This window comes from Flexivirga sp. G2 (assembly GCF_055397625.1).
In genome coordinates this window covers 2,210,617-2,224,846 of sequence record NZ_AP039675.1, presented here as the reverse complement: position 1 = coordinate 2,224,846, position 14,230 = coordinate 2,210,617, and the positions used below count along the sequence as shown (strand labels likewise).

Annotated in this window: 18 protein-coding genes; 7 read left to right on the top strand and 11 right to left on the bottom strand. The window is 67.4% G+C overall.

All coding sequences use genetic code 11. The features are described 5' to 3' along the window. Positions 1-4: 4 nt before the first annotated feature. Complete coding sequence (locus ACZ50J_RS10780) at positions 5-1,198, top strand: ATP-binding protein (RefSeq protein ID WP_464301273.1); 1,194 nt, start codon at positions 5-7, stop codon at positions 1,196-1,198. Between the two features lie 25 nt (positions 1,199-1,223). Here ACZ50J_RS10780 and ACZ50J_RS10775 read toward each other — a convergent pair whose 3' ends face one another. Genes ACZ50J_RS10775 through ACZ50J_RS10765 form a run of 3 tightly spaced genes read right to left on the bottom strand, consistent with a single transcriptional unit; the run spans position 1,224 to position 3,004 of the window. Beyond that, the gene (locus ACZ50J_RS10775) at positions 1,224-1,739 is read right to left on the bottom strand and encodes an N-acetyltransferase family protein (protein ID WP_464301272.1); all 516 of its coding nucleotides are present in this window, start codon (positions 1,737-1,739) and stop codon (positions 1,224-1,226) included. Positions 1,740-1,796: 57 nt separating this feature from the next. Further along, on the bottom strand, positions 1,797-2,444 hold the full coding sequence (locus tag ACZ50J_RS10770; protein WP_464301271.1) for a (2Fe-2S)-binding protein: 648 nt from the start codon (positions 2,442-2,444) through the stop codon (positions 1,797-1,799). Beyond that, positions 2,441-3,004: a hypothetical protein gene (locus ACZ50J_RS10765; protein ID WP_464301270.1), complete on the bottom strand. Its 564-nt coding sequence runs from the start codon at positions 3,002-3,004 to the stop codon at positions 2,441-2,443. The genes ACZ50J_RS10770 and ACZ50J_RS10765 overlap by 4 nt, the downstream gene beginning before the upstream one ends. A gap of 138 nt (positions 3,005-3,142) precedes the next feature. On the opposite strand from ACZ50J_RS10765, the gene ACZ50J_RS10760 reads away from it, so the two are divergent. From ACZ50J_RS10760 to ACZ50J_RS10745, 4 genes are read left to right on the top strand one after another with little or no spacing between them, the layout of a single operon-like run. Next, positions 3,143-3,787, top strand: coding sequence for a M15 family metallopeptidase (locus tag ACZ50J_RS10760; protein WP_464301269.1), 645 nt, complete (start codon positions 3,143-3,145; stop codon positions 3,785-3,787). Next, complete coding sequence (locus ACZ50J_RS10755) at positions 3,784-4,473, top strand: phosphatase PAP2 family protein (protein WP_464301268.1); 690 nt, start codon at positions 3,784-3,786, stop codon at positions 4,471-4,473. Before ACZ50J_RS10760 ends, ACZ50J_RS10755 begins: the two co-directional genes overlap by 4 nt. Before the next feature lie 31 nt (positions 4,474-4,504). Further along, positions 4,505-5,851 carry a HAMP domain-containing sensor histidine kinase gene (locus ACZ50J_RS10750; protein WP_464301267.1) on the top strand — a complete coding sequence of 449 codons (1,347 nt, stop codon included), beginning with the start codon at positions 4,505-4,507 and terminating at the stop codon, positions 5,849-5,851. Then, entirely contained in the window at positions 5,851-6,543 is a 693-nt protein-coding gene (locus ACZ50J_RS10745; RefSeq protein ID WP_464301266.1) for a response regulator transcription factor, read from the top strand. Before ACZ50J_RS10750 ends, ACZ50J_RS10745 begins: the two co-directional genes overlap by 1 nt. Before the next feature lie 16 nt (positions 6,544-6,559). On the opposite strand, the gene ACZ50J_RS10740 is transcribed toward ACZ50J_RS10745, so the two are convergent. The 3 genes from ACZ50J_RS10740 to ACZ50J_RS10730 form a co-directional block, all read right to left on the bottom strand. Further along, positions 6,560-7,036 carry an SAM-dependent methyltransferase gene (locus tag ACZ50J_RS10740; protein WP_464301265.1) on the bottom strand — a complete coding sequence of 159 codons (477 nt, stop codon included), beginning with the start codon at positions 7,034-7,036 and terminating at the stop codon, positions 6,560-6,562. Between the two features lie 44 nt (positions 7,037-7,080). Then, positions 7,081-8,025: a phage tail tip lysozyme gene (locus ACZ50J_RS10735; protein WP_464301264.1), complete on the bottom strand. Its 945-nt coding sequence runs from the start codon at positions 8,023-8,025 to the stop codon at positions 7,081-7,083. Between the two features lie 358 nt (positions 8,026-8,383). Next, positions 8,384-9,235 carry a phosphotransferase gene (locus tag ACZ50J_RS10730; RefSeq protein WP_464301263.1) on the bottom strand — a complete coding sequence of 284 codons (852 nt, stop codon included), beginning with the start codon at positions 9,233-9,235 and terminating at the stop codon, positions 8,384-8,386. Between the two features lie 24 nt (positions 9,236-9,259). On the opposite strand from ACZ50J_RS10730, the gene ACZ50J_RS10725 reads away from it, so the two are divergent. Then, positions 9,260-10,288: a DUF3048 domain-containing protein gene (locus ACZ50J_RS10725; protein WP_464301262.1), complete on the top strand. Its 1,029-nt coding sequence runs from the start codon at positions 9,260-9,262 to the stop codon at positions 10,286-10,288. A gap of 26 nt (positions 10,289-10,314) precedes the next feature. On the opposite strand, the gene ACZ50J_RS10720 is transcribed toward ACZ50J_RS10725, so the two are convergent. Continuing rightward, on the bottom strand, positions 10,315-10,692 hold the full coding sequence (locus ACZ50J_RS10720) for a MerR family transcriptional regulator (RefSeq protein ID WP_464301261.1): 378 nt from the start codon (positions 10,690-10,692) through the stop codon (positions 10,315-10,317). Between the two features lie 109 nt (positions 10,693-10,801). Here ACZ50J_RS10720 and ACZ50J_RS10715 point away from each other — a divergent pair, with 109 nt between their 5' ends. Continuing rightward, positions 10,802-11,860, top strand: a complete 1,059-nt coding sequence (locus ACZ50J_RS10715; RefSeq protein ID WP_464301260.1) for an aldo/keto reductase — start codon at positions 10,802-10,804, stop codon at positions 11,858-11,860. 29 nt (positions 11,861-11,889) lie between these two features. Here ACZ50J_RS10715 and ACZ50J_RS10710 read toward each other — a convergent pair whose 3' ends face one another. Genes ACZ50J_RS10710 through ACZ50J_RS10695 form a run of 4 tightly spaced genes read right to left on the bottom strand, consistent with a single transcriptional unit; the run spans position 11,890 to position 14,151 of the window. Further along, positions 11,890-12,201, bottom strand: coding sequence for an EthD family reductase (locus ACZ50J_RS10710; protein WP_464301259.1), 312 nt, complete (start codon positions 12,199-12,201; stop codon positions 11,890-11,892). Between the two features lie 38 nt (positions 12,202-12,239). Next, positions 12,240-12,698: an HIT family protein gene (locus ACZ50J_RS10705; protein WP_464301258.1), complete on the bottom strand. Its 459-nt coding sequence runs from the start codon at positions 12,696-12,698 to the stop codon at positions 12,240-12,242. A 27-nt stretch (positions 12,699-12,725) separates the two neighbouring features. Beyond that, complete coding sequence (locus ACZ50J_RS10700) at positions 12,726-13,364, bottom strand: LysE family translocator (RefSeq protein ID WP_464301257.1); 639 nt, start codon at positions 13,362-13,364, stop codon at positions 12,726-12,728. Positions 13,365-13,410: 46 nt separating this feature from the next. After that, complete coding sequence (locus ACZ50J_RS10695) at positions 13,411-14,151, bottom strand: phosphotransferase family protein (protein ID WP_464301256.1); 741 nt, start codon at positions 14,149-14,151, stop codon at positions 13,411-13,413. Between the last annotated feature and the right edge of the window lie 79 nt (positions 14,152-14,230).

The window sequence follows — 14,230 nt, the reverse complement described above, 5'->3', positions numbered from 1 at the left end:
ACGAATGGCACAACCCAGTCCGTACACCCCGGGATCGGTGGCGCGTGAGGTCCCCGGCCGCACCGTGCAGCTCGCGCAGATCGAGGAACGACTGGATCTGATGACCGCACTGGGTCGGCTGGTGCCACGGATCCGGGTGGATCACGGGCCGCGGGGGGTCGGCAAGACCTCGCTGCTGCGGCAGGTCGAGCAACGAGCGCATGCCAGGGACGCGGACACGATCTGGGTGACGGCAGGGGAGTCGTCCGGTCTCGTGCCGGCGATCGCGGACGGCGCCGAGCGCCTCGTGCGCCGCTGGCCGGCGCGGATGCGCGAGAAGGTCACCACCGCGTTGTCCCACCTGGAACTGAAGGTGACCGGGGGCGTCCCCGGGATCGCCAGCATCGAGGCGGGCTGGAGCGCCTCCGGTGCGAGTCGTCGTGTGCGCGGGGCGACCCGGGAGTTCGAAGACCTCATCGTCGCCACGGCGGAGGCCACCCAGGAGCGACGGCATTCGGGGCTCGCCATCCTGATCGACGAGGTGCAGGCGGCTGACGCGGCCAGCCTGCGGACGATCTCGTACGCATGGCAGCACTTCCAGTCCGAGCGCCGGACCCTGCCCGTGTCTCTCTTCATGGCGGGGCTGCCCGAGAGTGTCGGAGTGATCAACGCCGCCGTGAGCAACTCGGAGCGATTCGCCTACCGGCAGCTGAAGGACCTGACACCCGACGCCGTCGCGGTGGCGCTCGCCAACCCGGCCCGACAGCTCGGGGTCGGCTGGAGTGCCGACGCTCTCGACGCTGCGGTCCGGTATGCCGCCGGCTATCCGCACACCGTCCAGCTGATCGGCGAAAACGCTTGGCTGCATGCAGGATTCCCCGATCCCGGCGGCACGATCAAGCGACAGCATGTGGAGGCCGCGGCCGCCGACGTCGAAGAGGACCTGCGGGAGCTGTTCACCGCCCGCCTGTCGAAGGTCACGCGCGAGGTCGAGTTGGAGTTCGTGCTGGCGATGGCCGGTCTGGGGGACGGTCCGGTCCGCCGCAGCGCGATCGCTGCGGCCCTGGGCAAGCCGTCGGATGCGCTCGGTGTGCCGCGCAGCCGGCTGATCGGTGCCGGGATCATCACGGACAGCAGTCACGGATATCTGGAGTTCACCGTGCCGGGATTCGCTGCGTTCGTGCGCGACGTGCACGACCTGGCGGAACCCGAAGCCTGACGCGTCCGGCGGTCAGTCGACGCTGTCAGCCGGCGCGGTGAGCCGGCGGTCGTTGCATGCGCTGGTCGAAGCAGCGCCATACGTCGTCATACCGCTCGGTGCCGTCGAGTTCGAAGCCCAGCTTGCGGTAGAACGCGATGGCTCGCTCGTTGCCGCGGAGCACCCACAGGTAGGCATCGGAGTCCGCGACGGTCCGATCCATCAGCGCCTGCGCGACGCCCTTGCCGTGCCAGCGGCCGGCGACATTGAGGCTGAGCACTTCGATCGGTCGTGGTGCGTCGCCTTCGCGCGCCGGGCCGACCTCGACGATGCCGACCGGGTGGTCGTCGACGAACGCCGCGAGCACGGTGTGGTCGGTCTTCCCGGCGGCCAACTGTGCCACCGTCGTCTTCCACCGGCCGGCGCTGCGCTCCTCGCTCATGGCGTCCAGCAGCGACTGCTCGATGAGGCCGCGATAGGCGTGTCGCCACACGGCGACATGGAGGGCGGCCAGCGCGTCGACGTCGCGTGGCGCTGGCGGTCTGATCGTCCAATCCGGCACGCAACGGAGTATGCCGTAGCCGACGAGTCGGCCCGGGAATTGTCCGCGCCGACCTTGTCAGGATCTCAACACGCAGTCACCGCACATCCCGACACCTGCGCGGTAGATGAGGCAGCAGCTGCGCCGCCGGAAACCGGGTCCCGCGCGCAGGGTTCCTCCGTCGACGCGTGGATCCTGCAGGAGCTCGTCGGCTGCACCCCTGGCTGCGGCCACCAGATCCGGCCGACTCGCCCGCAACAGGGTGACCGTGCTGTTCGCTGCGGATCCGACATTGCCCCAGAGGACGTGCGGGCTGACGCCATACAACTGCTGAACGGTGGCCGTGAGTTGTTCGATCGCGCCGTCCCGCAGCGGGTTTCGGGGAGCCGCGGTCCTGGCCACGGAGAGCTGCAGCAGGGTGCCGGGCTCCTGCTGCCACCAGATCTCGGACGCCGTGAGATCGACCGACAGTCCCAATGCCCGGGCACAGATGTGCGCCGAGACCAGCCGGGCGGCCAGGCCGAGATGCTCGGTGGAGGCGGCGACGCGAGGCTCGGCTAGCTCGCCGGTGGGGGAGGGCAATGAGTTCCGGACGTGCTCGATGCGCGCACGCAGAGCGGCTTCGCCGAGGCGACTCGCCAGCGGCTGCCATGGCGGCGAAGGGGACTCTCCCCGGGCGTGCTCGGCGAACGCCAATGCCGCCCCGAGCCGGTGAGGATCATTCACGTTGCGACGATCCGGTCGATGAGTGCCCGCAGGGGCTCGGGCACTTCGTCCGGGTCGAGCGCCGACGCGAGGGCACCGGCCAGCAATTCCTTGCGGCCGGACGCGACGCCGCAGAATCGGTGCAGCTGCTCCGCGAGCGGCCGGTCCTGCCACGCGGGTTGCTGCCGAAGCGTCGCCAGCTTCACATCGAGGCCCAGCTCCTCGATCACGGCAACCGTGTGATCGGTGCCGAGCGCGCGAATCAGCTCCTCCTCCAGATCCGCCTGGCAGATGAAGAAGCCGTATGCCGCAAGGTCGCTGGCATCCCGGACGGTGCATCCGATCTCGTTGAGCGCCTGCTCGACAAAACGTGCCTCCGGTGCGTCACAGAGTCCGAGAATGTCCAGCTCCCTTGAATCGCCGTGCAATTCGTGCAGAGCGCGCCGCACGTTGGTGACACCACCGAGGTCGATGAGCTCCACGTTCTCCAGGCAGACGCCACGTGTCTTCGCAACGGCACTGAGCGCGGCGATGTCACTGACTCCCTCGAGCAGCACGATCGTCCGATCCGCAGCGGGCACCTGGCACCTCCTCTTGTCGACCGTTGCGACTCTATGCGGTCGTCCCGAAAGTCCGATGTCACGGCGTCCGCGGACTTGTGACGCGGCTGTTGCGGTGATGCGACAGACCTGAGAAATCGGGTTCCTAACGTCGGGGCCATGCAATCGAAACCACACACCGGCCGGGCGGGATGCATGTCCATGGCGGCCCTGGGTGCAGCCTGTTGCGGCGTGCTGATCGCGACCGCGGTGGTGACGCAGGGGAGTAGCGCACTCGGCATCCCACACGGAGGTGTAGCGATCGCCTCGGGGGCGACCGCTGCTCCCGTGGCGCGAGCTGCTCGGGTCCCGTCGCCGCAGGGAGGTCCGGCGACGGGACCGGCAGCGGGGGAGATCCCCTCCGACGAGCACGTCGGACCTGACGCGCACATTCCGGCCATCGACAATCTCGATCCGGCTCTGCGCCAGGCACTTCAGGCCGCGGACAAAGCGATGCGTGCCAACGGGATTCAGCCCTGGATCACCTCGGGTTGGCGGACCGTTGCCTACCAGGAGCGCCTGTATGACGAGGCGGTCGCGCAGCACGGTGCCGAGTACGCCCGCACCCACGTCGCGGCCCCCGACAAGACCGAGCACACCAGTGGTAGAGCGGTCGACATCGGTCCGACCGCGGCGGACTACTGGCTGATCCGGAACGGGGTGGAATTCGGCCTGTGCCAGACGTACGCGAACGAGATCTGGCACTTCGAGCTCACCGCGAAGGACGGCGTCTGCCCCGCCCTGCGAACGGATGCGCTCGGATGACCACGCAGCCATCGGGTGAGTCACCACGCACCGGCCGACTGCTGTTCGGCAGCGCGTGCTGGATCACCACCTTCGTTCTGTATGTCGTGGCCGTGCGCACGGCGTCCGGTCGTCTCGTCGACGATGCGATGTTCCAGCGGCTGCGCGAGGACCTCGCCGCACGCACGTGGATCCCCGACGGAACCATCCTGGCGCGCGCTCAACTCGCGCTGTTGGTGATCGGCGCCGGTGTAGTGTGCGCGACGTGCCTGGTGAATCGTTCGACCCCACGCACCACGACCACGGCCCTGTCGTTGGCGTGCGCACCCGGCATCGTCGCGGACATCCTGAAAGGGGCACTGACCCGGACGTCCTCGCCCGGCGAGTTCGCCGCGCACAACTCGTTTCCGAGCGGCACCGTGGCCGCCTTCGCCGGACTGTCGGCAGCATTGGCCTACCTCGCATCCTCCCGTCTGCAGCAGCTCACCACCCTCGCTTCCTGGGCGGCCACGGGCCTGGTGTCGCTCATTGTCATACGAGCTCATTGGCATCGTCCCAGCGACGTCCTGGGTGCACTACTCATCGCGGGTGGCGCGTGGTCGATCGCATCCGGGCTGTTCGCTCCGCGGCGGCATACCGACGTCCGACCGAGTGTTCCGGACGCGAGCCTCTCCTGCCGCACACCGGACACCGTCGCTCGGCGTTGAGCACGCAACTTCGGGAAATACGTTGAAGAACATGGGGATCCGCGGGCGCGCGGTCCTTGCGTCGGTGCTCATCGTGCTCCTCGTCGCCGGGGGTACCGCGGTCGCAGTCGTCACCACCGTGGGCACCTGGGTCTACTCGGTGGCTCGCAGCCAGGCACAGGACCAGTTCCTGCAAGAGGCGCGGAGGATCGAGCAGGCAAGACCCCTGACCGCGCGCGACATGAACCTCTCGCCGGACACCACGGTCGTGGTCGACGGACGCATCGTCCGGCTGGGGACAGCGAAGAGCGCCGACCTCACCCCCGACGTGACGTCCGCGAATCACACCGACCTGCAGGTGCTCCGGCGCACGAAGGGTCCGTATCGCGTGCTGTTCGGGACGCAGGTGACCATCGCCGGTCCGCCCGGGTCGAACGGCCTGCAGGTACAGCTGTATTCGGTCCGACCGCTGCTCGGCGTGCACGACAAGATCGTGTCAATCATCAAAGTGGTCGGCATCTGCCTTGGCCTGGGTGTCCTGCTCGGGGCGGTCGTCGCCCTCTGGCTGTCGCGCTACATCGTGCGACCACTGCGACGCATCGACAGGGCAGCGGCGCGTGCGTCCGACGGGGACCTCACAGTCCGGCTCGGCGAACAGGGCGCTCCCGAGCTGGAGCAGCTCGTCGGTTCGTTCAACAGCCTGATGGACACGCATCACCACTCGCTGCAGCAGTCCCGCAGGTTCGCCGCGGACGTATCGCACGAATTGCGCACCCCGCTGGCTGCCTTGTTGCCCGCGGGGGAGGTACTGCAGGAGGAGTCCGCCACGATGTCGGCCGACGCCCGGGAAGCCGCAGGACTGCTGAACTCCGAGATCCAGAACCTGGTGCGCCTGGTCGAGGACCTCATCGAGATCTCTCGCCATGACAGCCGGCAGGTCTCGCTCGAGTTGAGCGAGGTGGACCTGGTTGCGCTCACCCGGGAGGTGCTCGATCATCGCGGCTGGCCGGACGTCGTGACCGTTCGCGCCGAGCCTTCGGGAGTGACGGCCCAGGTGGACCGTCGCCGCATCGAACTGGTCATCGCGAACCTCGTCGGCAACGCCGTGCGACACGGCCGACCGCCGATCACCATCGACCTGAGGGCAACCACGACGAGCGCCGTCATCGAGGTGACGAACGCCGGCGACCCGATCCCGCCGGAGATACAGGACCGGCTTTTCGACCGTTTCTACAAGGCCGAGACGGCCCGAACCCGTACGCAGGGCAGCGGACTCGGACTCGCACTGACTCTGGAGAACGTCCGGGCCCACGACGGAACGATCGAGGTACGCAGCGATGCCGCGTACACGGCGTTCCGTGTGACCCTGCCACGATCCAATTCCCCGCAGGAGGCCTGATGGCGCGCGTGTTGCTGATCGAGGACGACACCGCGGTCGCGCAAGCCCTGATGCTCGGGCTGCGCCGCCTGGATCACGAGGTCGAGCATCTGCCGGACGGCAACCGCGAGCTGGTGGAGCCGGTCGAACGCAACGACATACTCGTCGTCGACCTCGGGTTGCCCGGCCGCGACGGGTTCGACATCTGCCGGACGGTCGCGGCGCAGCACCGCCTGCCGATCCTGGTGTTGACCGCCCGCTCCGATGACATCGACGTCGTCGCCGGCCTGGAGGCCGGGGCGGACGACTACGTGACCAAGCCGGTCTCCCCGCGTGTCCTGGACGCCCGGATCAAGGCGCTGCTGCGTCGCGCCCATCCAGCGGCCCCGACGCCCGATCGGCTGCCGGAGCACCAGGTCACGGTCGTCGGCGACCTGCGGATCGACGAGGAATCGCTCGAAGTGCGCCGCGACGGTCGGGTTCTCGACCTTTCACCGACCGAGATGCGGATGCTCGTCACGTTTGCGCACAACCGAGGTCGAGTGCTGAGTCGCGACGTCCTCTTCGAGCAGGTGTGGGGGAGTGACTTCCGTGGCGACTCACGGGTGGTCGACACGACGGTGCAACGGCTGCGCGCCAAGATCGAGAACGATCCGAAGAACCCGACTGCGCTCCTCACGGTGCGAGGCTTCGGCTACCGCCTCACGCCGTGAGGCGCGAATAGCCCTGTCACCGCTCGGATTCGGGCAGGTAGTAGTCAGCCATCAGCTCGCCCGCCCACGTCGGCTGCCGGACGGCTCCGCGCGGGCCGAACTCCGCCATCCACGGTTTGATGTCGAGGATCGGAGTGCCCTCGATCGCGTCGAGGCCCTCGACCACGAGCGCCCTGTCGTCGACCCGGATCAGGCCGCACCGGCTGACTCCGAGACGATTGGGACGACGCTTGCCACGTTGACCGAAGATCCCCACCAAAGGCCAGTCATCCCTGTTCCGCGGGTGCCTGGCTGCTGTCTCGACCGAGGCCTCGTCGACCCGATCGAAGAGGTAGACGACCTCCAGATGGCTGAAATCGTCGAGTCCGGACAGGCTTTCGGCGGCATACCCTTCGGCGAGTTCGATGCGGCACTCGGTGCCGCCCCAGAAGTCGTCGACGGCGTCCCGCCGACCGGAGCGGACATGAGCAACGGGCGCGACAGTGAAGTTCACCGCGTCATCGTGTCAGATGAGGCCGCTCGGTCGTGGGGAGCGTTTCAGCCGCAGTGGCCGTAGGCGCTGGTCCAGGTCGTCGAATCGACCTTCCCACCCCACTGGACGCACTTCGCGGCGGCCGTCCGCGTGACCGGCCCGGCGTAGTAGCCGAAGTTGCCGGAGTTGCTCGCCTTCGTACCGCCCTTGACCTGAAGCGTCGCAGCGACAGGGGTTTTCGAGCCAAGCTTGGTCTGCTTCATGGTGACCACACAGTTGGCCTTGGTGGTGCTCTTGTAGAGCAGGTAGATCGTCCCGAGCGTGCCGAGGGCGTGCTTGTCGATGACCTTGTAACCGGATCCGCACACCGTGGTGGGCTGGTACGGGTTGGCACTGCCACCGCCGTACTTGTTGTATGCCGTGGTCGCCTCCGACACGCGTCGGCTGAGGTTGCAGGCGCTGCAGCCCTCGAACTTGCTGCTGAAGGCGGAGGTGGCGGCACTGATCGTCGTCGCGCTCTTCAGCGATGCGAGCCCGTAGCTGCTGAACGTCGTCAGCTCGTACCAGATGAAATCCAGCTGCGGTCGGAGCGACCAGGCGGACACGCCGTGCTGCCCGGCATACCAGACCATGTTGTTCTTGCTGTCGTGGTCCCAACGGCCGCCGGCCTCCCACTGGGCGATGCCGCGGCCGGGGCCGCCGCCGCTCTGCTTGATCGTCGGGTCGACCCCGGACTCGACGACCAGGTTGCCGACGATGCCGGCCGATTGCTTCTTGGACAGACCCTTCGTGACGAAGTAGTCGAAAGCCGTCTTCTCGTTCGCGGCGATCGTCATCGGAGAGATGCCGGTGGTGTTCGGGCTCATGCCCAGCGCGTTGCCGTGGGAGGCGGTTCCGCGATCTCCGGACCCACCTCCCGCCGCCAGCGCCGGCGAGGCCGCGGCGCCGAGAGTGACGGGGGCGGCGACGAGTGCGGCGAGGAGTGGAACGAGGTGGCGTCGGGTGTTCATCTGGATCTTCCTCCGGGAATCGCTGGGGTGCGGAGCCGGACGGCTCTCACGCTGAGTGCTGTATGTCGGAGACTTCTGCATCTCGCTTCGATTCGGCTGCGATTCCGCTGCGGCCGGCGCGCAGCGAGACGCAGCGTGGACCGTCATGCCGTCGCTGTGCCGCGGCCGCTACTGTGTGCCGCATCCAACGGGAGTCCGTACGACGCACGGGCTGAGAGGGTGGCAGCCGACCGTCGAACCTGTCCGGGTCATGCCGGCGAAGGAAGGACATTGCGGTGGCTACCGCCATACCTGAAACACGCCCATTTCCAACAATTTTCGAGATGACTGCCGCCCGTCGCCGGGCACGCGCACGGACCTAGGGTGCGTCGGCGAGTGCCCGCTCGATCATCTGGTGGCCTTGCACCTCGAATGCCTCGTCGCCGATCTGGAACGCCCACACCGCGGTGTTGATCGCCTCGCGCAGGCGTTCCCGGAACCACCCGTCCGACGCGCGCGGGTCGGTGCCATACCCGTCGAGGAAGGCCTCTTCTCGTGCCGGATCGGCGCGAAAGTCTCGTGCTTCCAAGCGAACCCAGTCGCTCAACACCGGACGCATGGCGGCTCGTCCGAAGTCGATCACCCGAACCTGTCCGTCATGGATGAGCCAGTTGCGCGGCTGCCAGTCGCCGTGCGTGGGGACGAGATCGACGGGATACGCGCTCCAAGCGGACACGAGCTCGCGCAACTCGGCCTCCCGGCGCGGGGCGATGCGGTGTTCCTTGTCGAGGTTGCGGAGGATCTTGGCGTTCTCCGTCGCCTCGTAGGACGCGTCGATCCGACCTGGTTGGTCGTGCAGGATCGCCAGCAGCTCACCCGCTTGCCGGAACGTGTCGGGTTCTTCCTGAGCGTGTGTTCCCAGCACGAGCTCGCCGGCCAGGAATTCGGTGAGGAGGACTCCGGACTCCCGGTCACCGGCCACGAGACGGGGCGCACGGCCGGCAGTGACCCATGGACCCAGCCACCACTCGTGCGCGTCGAGTTCGCGGGTGATGTGTTGGGTCGACGTGCCGTCCGCCTTGACGATGAAATGCGCCGCCCCGGACTCGATCTCCAGCACGGCGTTGTCCACCAGACCCCAGCTGTGATCGCGGACGACTCGTGCGCCCGGCGCCCAGCGTTCGACGAACGCACGTTGGGCGGCATCGAGTTTCGCGAGGGGAGAGGCCATTCGGCAGACTGTAGCGTTGTGCCGATGATCTGGACGAGACAACGACGACAGCTGGCAGCGGTTGCCGGGATGGTGGCCGTCGTACTGAGCTCGGGGGCGTGTTCGAGCGGCGGTTCGGATACGAATGCCGGCTCCACGACGGCTGGGACGTCGTCCCATGCACCGAAGCCGACCGCGCATCGGTCGTCGAGCGCTGCGAAACCCACGAGGACGGCGCTCACCACCGATCCGCTGACCGGTGGAAGGCGGACGAACCACCCGGTCATCGCGGTCAAGCTGGAGAACACCGCGGCAGCGATGCCGCAGTACGGTCTGTCGCCGGCCGACATCGTGTTCGTGGAGGCGGTCGAAGGAAACCTCACGCGGCTCATGCCGGTCTACCAGTCGGCATACCCGAAACGCATCGAGCCGGTCCGCAGCGCGCGCACCACGGACGTCGACATCCTGCCGATGTTCGGACATCCGGTGCTGGTCTACTCCGGCGCCGCTTCGCAGATCCGCACGAAGCTGACCAGCGCACCCATCACTCTGTATGGCGGAAACCGGCGTGACTCGAGCCGGCCGGCACCGCACAATCTCTACTTCGATGTGGCGGCGCTCGCGCAGCGCAAGGGCCTGCAACGGTCCAAGGACATCGGCTTCAGGTTCGCCACGAGCGACTCGCGCCTCGAGCATGCCACGAAACAGTCGAGATTCACCGTGCCGGTCGGCGGTGATCGCTTTTCGTTCGCCTACAACGGAACTCGCTACCTGCCGAGCTGGAACGGACGTCCCTACACCGACTCAGGAGCCGGCGGGCGACGTGTCACTGCCGACAACGTCCTCGCGCTCAGCGTTCGAACCGTCCCGGACAACTACAAGGACCCCGCCGGGAACCCGGTCTACAAGTCCGTGACAACGGGCTCGGGAAAGCTGACGCTCTACCGAAACGGCAAGAAGCTCACCGGGACCTGGCATCGAGCGGGTACCAACAAGCACTTCCGCTTCACCGACGTTCACGGCAGGACGCTGCAACTCGCGCCCGGCAAGACCTGGGTCCTGTTGGGCCACTGACGCCATACCCCAAGGGGCGTCGGTCGTCAGGATTCGTCGAGCAGGTCCTCGTAGACGCCGATCTTGAAGCGCAGCAGATCCATACAGCGGTCGAGCTGTTCGCGCTGCGCAGTGATCCGTTCCTCCTGGCGGCGCAGCAACGCCAACCGTTCCTCCTCTGTGCCCCGACCGGCACGGACGAGTTCGGTGTATCGGCGCAGGTCCGCGAGCGGCATCCCGGTCCCGCGGAGGATGCTCGCCACAGCCAGCCAGTCGACGTCCTCATCGGTGTAGACCCGCTGTCCGCTGCCGTTGCGAGCAATCTCGTTGGCCAGCAACCCTTCTCGTTCGTAGTAGCGCAGCCCGTGAGCGGTCATGCCGGTTCGCTCGGCAACCTGCCCGATCGACAGTTCGGTCGACGCCACGGCAGATGACTCGGTGGATGACTCGGTGGATGACTCGGTGGATGACTCGGCAATCTGGTGTCCCGAAACGCTTGCCATAGAGCCAACTCTAGGTCGTAGCTTGCCGGACATGACGTTGAACTACCGCCCACTGGGCGCGACCGGAATGGAAGTCAGTACCTACTGCCTCGGCACCATGATGTTCGGATCCGAGGGCAACCCCGACCATGACGAGTGCGCCCGGATGATCCACACCGCGCTCGACGCCGGGATCAACTTCGTCGACACCGCCGACGCGTATGGCGGCGAGGACGGCGAGTCCGAGCGCATCGTCGGCGCAGCATTGCGCGGACGCCGGGATGACGTCGTGCTGGCGACGAAGTTCCACTTCGCGATGGGCGAGGGCCGCAATCGCAGCGGCAACTCCCGCCGCTGGATCATCCGCGCGGTCGAGGACAGTCTGCAGCGGCTGCAGACCGACTGGATCGATCTGTATCAGGTCCACCGGCCCGACCCGACGACCGACATCGAGGAGACACTCGGTGCGCTGACCGATCTGGTTCGGCAGGGCAAGATCCGTGCGTTCGGTTGCACTACCTTTCCCGCGGACCACATCGAGGCGGCGCACGCCGTGTCCCGGGCGCGCGGACTCCACACGTTCCGGACCGAACAGCCGTCCTACTCGATCCTGGCGCGCAGCGCGGAGCGGTCCGTGCTGCCGCTGTGCCAGCGCCACGGTATGGGCGTGCTGACCTGGAGCCCCTTGGGCTGGGGCTTTCTCACCGGCCGGATCCGCAAAGGACAGTCGATCGATCTGGCGCACGGCCGAGCGGTCCACAACACGCAACGGTTCGATCCGTCCCGCCCGGACACTCGACGCAAACTCGAAGCCGTCGAAGAGCTCGTGGTCCTGGCGGACGAGATCGGTTGCACCCTGCCGCAACTCGCGGTGGCGTTCCCGCTCGTCCACCCTGCGGTGAGCTCGGTGATCCTCGGCCCGCGCACGCCGACACAACTCGATGACCTGCTCGCCGGAAGCACCGTCGCGCTCGGCGACGACGTGCTCGATCGCATCGACGAGATCGTCCCGCCCGGTGAGGATCTGCTCGACTGGGTCTGGACGCCTCCGGCGTTGCACGACACCGGCCTGCGGCGGCGCCCGGCCGATGGTCGGTCAGCGGGGGAGTGACACACCCGGTGCGATCGGACGCGCGTCGCTCAGATCGTCCCGTCGTGGACGGAATAGTGGATGACGACCACACCGCCGCTGGCGTAGTTGCCGACATCCGCCGAGACCCGCCGGCCGTCCGGCGACGACCGGGCAGCATTCATCGCGGCGAGATCGTCGAAATCCGCCTCGAATGCGGCGAAGTAGGGCGTCTCACCCTCGGTCGCCGCGACGTCGAAGCTGTAGCGATATGCCCGGATCCCAGGCATTTTCGCGACCAGCGGAAGGTGGTTCCTGACGTAGTAGTCACGGAAGTGGTCAGGGTCGTCCGGTGCGGGATAGAGAACTACCAACTTGTGCATGAAGGACCTCCGTCGGGAGCCGCGACGATAACACCGGACTACAGATATGCGGTGATGCGACGTCGCAGTTCGTCGTGCTGCGGTCCGAGTGCCGTGTCAGCGCCGTAGAACAGCTCCTTGTCGTAGCGCCACACCGGACCGCCGATCCGGTCGGCGGCCTCCCACTCGTAGCGGGCGAAGATGTGCGCGTGCAGGTAGGCGTCGGTGTTGCCGAGGATCTCGTAGTTCAGCCTGCGGAACTGCGGGTCCAGTTCGGAGCAGGCACGTTGGATCGCCGCGCCGAACCGGTCCATCGAGTCCAGGAAGCGCAGCCGCCGATCGCGGGGGAGATCGGTGAGGCGGTCGACGGCCGGATCATCAACGAGCAGAACGCAATAGCCGGGCAGGTACTGCGCGTCGCCGATCACCGCAAAGCTCTCCGGCAGCTTCGCCAGCACCGTCGGGTTGCGGCCGTCGTGGGCTGCCCGGATCCGATCCTGTTTCCAGTCGTCAGTCACAGCCGAGACACTACGTCGTCCCGGCCTTCAGTCGCTGCGGCCGGTCGCAGCGATGCTCACGCCCAGACCGATCATCACCAGTCCACCGGCGCCACCGACTGCCGCCATACGTCGGGGCGAACCGGCGAACCACTCGCGCGCCGACCCCGCCGCGAACGCCCAGACGCTGTCCAGCAGCACTGCGATGATCGGCAGCAGGACGCCCAGCTGCAGTAGTTGCACCGGGAGATGCCCCTGCGCAGGTACGGCGTATGCCGGGGTGACGGTCACCAGGACGACGATGGTCTTCGGGTTGAGCAGCCCGACGACGAAGCCGTCACGTGCCGCCCGGAGCGGCGGCACCGCTGTGGCCCGCGTCGCGAGAGCGGTCGCCATCGCGTGGCGATGTCGGAGCGCCTGCACACCCAGATGGACGATGTATGCCGCGCCGGCATACTTCACCACCGAGTAGGCGACGGCCGATGCTTCCACCAGCGCACCCATGCCGAACGCCGTCGCGATCACCTGCCCCAGCAGTCCGACGGCATTCCCGCCGACGGTTGCCAGCGCCGATCGGCGACCCACCGTGATCGCCCTGCTGATGGTGAAGAGGACCGAGGGCCCGGGGATGGCGACGATCACGACAGCGGTGAGCGCAAACGCCGTCAGGTGCGAGATCGGGACCATCTCGCAAGGCTAGTCGCGCCTCGGGCGAACTCCACCGACTTTGCGGTCACTCAACTGCTCTCAGCACGTCGAACTCGCACCCGGGTGCGTCCGGGTCGAAGCCGTGCTCGATCAACCACCGCGCAGCCAGCAGACTGCGCACCGACCACCAGCCGCGGATGACGTGGCGATCGACGGGGGAGCCGTATCCGGCAACGAGGTCGTCCAAGTGCTCGGGATGGCCGAGGGTGAGGGTCGCCAGGTCGTAGAGCGGATCACCCTGAGCGGCCTCAGACCAGTCGAGTATCCCTGTGACTGCGTCGTTCTCGTCGAGGAAGACGTGCGCGATCTGCAGATCGCCATGTGTGAATGCGGGGGACCACTCGCGTAGTGCCACAGCGGCGACGTCGCGGTTGCGGACCACCAACTCGTCGGAGAGCACCCCGCTCGTCACGAGCCACTCACACTCCGCATCCAACTCGGTCGTGATCTCGCTCGGGCCCGGCGCGATCCACGGTGGCAATGGTGCGCCGTGCAGTTTCTGGATGGCGGCACCGGTCGACCGCCAGGCGGCCGATGATCGCGATGTCGGGTCGCCGAGTCGACCGAGCGGGCTGCCGGCGAGTTCCTCGAGCGCGGCCACGGGAGCCTGATGCCACCGGATCCGGGCGGTCGGAACGGGCGCCAGATCCATCGCGTGCATTTCGCGCTCGAGCCGTTCCCGGTCGGAGTCGACCTTCAGGAACACGTCTCCGACCTTCAAGGTGGCGCGCTCCGAGTGCGCGACGACGATCTCGACCTCATCCACGAAGGCAGCGTTGCGGACGATTCGCTGCTACCGCAACGGGGTTTCTGCCGACGTTGTGCTCGGCCCCGACCGAAATGCA